Raw genomic sequence first — 2,190 nt, 5'->3', positions numbered from 1 at the left:
TTGCGCCGGACGGTAGGCGCTTTTAAAAGCATGGGCGGCTTCGAAAAAGTGATTCTCGGATATCCGCTGATGGCCACGCAGGAAGACATGCAGCGCACCGTGGATGCGATCTTGGCAACAATCCCGAAAAACCGGAAAAAAAATGAAGCGGTGGTTCTCATGGGGCACGGAACCCACCATCCCTCAAATGCCTTTTACGCGGCCTTGATGTTCCAACTCCAGCTCAAGGACCCCAACATTTTCGTCGGCACCGTGGAAGGCTATCCCAAAGCCGATCTGATCAAAGCGCTGATGAGCGAGAAAAAAATAAAGAAAGCCTATTTAATCCCGTTTATGTCCGTTGCCGGCGACCATGCCAAGAACGACATGGCCGGTGACGAAGAGGATTCCTGGAAATCCATCTTCACCCAAGCAGGCATCGAATGTGTTCCAATACTCAAAGGGACGGCCGAATTCGACCCATTTGTGGATATCTGGGTGGATCATGTGGCAGGCCCATTGGGGCACTTTTAGGGTTCTGGGTCAAGCCTTGATTGTATTGGCTGTGATGGGTTCACCAATAAATGGATTAGGAGATTTATAGACCAATGAAAAAGCTCGTATTGTTCGCATGTTGTTTGGTTTTGTTCGCGCTTCCCCTATCTGCCCAGGAGACAGCATCCGGCGATGAAAAATCGACCCAGAAAGCCGGCGGCGTCAAGAGCCTGGCTGAACGGATCCAGCGATTGGAAGAGGCGATCGGCAGAGACACGGAGAGCGACAAGTGGTATGACCGCATCCAGATCTCCGGACTGATCGAGGTCGAAGCCGGTTACCGGAAGTTTGAGGAAAAAAATGATCCGGCAGCAGACACCAAAGAAAGCGACGTGGATCTGGCCACGGTCGAGCTGGTTGCGGATGCCAAGATCGCCAAGCACGTAGACGGCCACGTCATGTTCAAGTACGAGGAAGATGAGGTGTTCGTGGACGAGGGGTTCATCGCCCTGGTCGGAACAAAATCCTTTCCGGCTTACCTGATCGCCGGACGTCAGTATCTTCCTTTCGGCTATTATGACAGCCATTTCGTAACCGATCCCAACACCCTGGTCCTGGGTGAGACCAACCAAGGCGCCGCTGTGGCCGGCTACCGCATCGGCGGCGAAAGGGTCGATCTGTCCGTGGGCGCATTCAAGGGCGAGATCGACAAGGCCGGCGACGACGATGCCATCGACAGCTTCGTGGCCGCCATCACCGCCCACCCCCTGGACTTTCTCATGGCCGGCGTCTCCTACACCTCCAACCTGGCCTCATCCGATTCTCTGTCCGCCGTCATCGAGGAAAACGGCACCACCGAATTAACGGACCGGGTCGGTGGCTGGTCGGCTTTCCTCACCATCGAATACCTCGATCGGTTCAAATTGATTGGCGAATACGTAGGCGCCCTGGACGACTTCGAAGCCGGTGAGCTCTATTCCCCGGCAACGTTGGATAAAAAGCGCAGCCCAACCGCCTTCAATGTAGAATTGGGTGCCATGATCATCGAGGACCTGGGACTGGCGCTGCGTTATGGTGGATCGGATGACGGTGCCGGCGTGCTGCCCGAAAAACAATACGGCGCCGTGCTGAACTGGGGCATCGGGTCCTGCAACCTGGCATTCGAATACCTACACGACGAGTTCGAAGACACGGGACTGGATGTGGAACAGGAGGCCGATACGCTTACCGCTCAACTTGCCGTGGCCTTCTAATTTATTACCATCCTGTAATCTTGGGGTCATCTTTCTGTAAGGTTAAGGGGTTATTGTTCAACCAAGAGACGGGAAATCTGCTGGCCTCGCCATGTGGCCAGAGAGCCCTGTCGAATAAATGATCTTTCCTCCTTACCTTCCTTCCTTACCGGGCTGCCTAAATGGCGGCCCGGTGTCTATTAGGGCATTTCCAACACCCATAAAAAAGGCAGCGCCCCGTTAGAGGCGCTGCCGTGTATCGTCATATCGGCGAATTTTGATCGATTGCCAATTTTTCGAAGCGCTGCCGTTTATCGTGCCCGGGGTCAGGCCTGCTGAACGTCTGGTATCAGAGACGTGCAGACATCATTTATATCGAATGGCTTCCTGAAAAGATAGTTCGCTGTTCCATCATCCAGCAGTTTTTTGGCAATTTCAGCATCGCCGCCGGTCATTACGGCAATTTTTGTATGCGACGCGTGGT

Annotated in this window: 2 protein-coding genes; both read left to right on the top strand. The window is 54.0% G+C overall.

The window, feature by feature from the left end; translation table 11 throughout:
* The coding region (locus tag ABYV26_RS24685) for a sirohydrochlorin cobaltochelatase (RefSeq protein WP_372684003.1) at positions 1–513 on the top strand (513 nt) is incomplete at its 5' end.
* A 74-nt stretch (positions 514–587) separates the two neighbouring features.
* Entirely contained in the window at positions 588–1,727 is a 1,140-nt protein-coding gene (locus ABYV26_RS24680) for an LbtU family siderophore porin (protein ID WP_372684002.1), read from the top strand.
* The last annotated feature ends 463 nt before the right edge of the window (positions 1,728–2,190 follow it).

Origin of the sequence: Desulfosarcina sp., from assembly GCF_041551955.1 — a bacterium.
In the GTDB taxonomy this organism is placed as follows: domain Bacteria; phylum Desulfobacterota; class Desulfobacteria; order Desulfobacterales; family Desulfosarcinaceae; genus Desulfosarcina.
This window is presented reverse-complemented; position numbering and strand designations above follow the sequence as displayed.

Bases quoted from the DNA above. Each gene is read 5' to 3' on its own strand.
- ABYV26_RS24680 (WP_372684002.1), top strand. From the start codon at position 588: ATGAAAAAGCTCGTATTGTTCGCATGTTGTTTGGTTTTGTTCGCGCTT.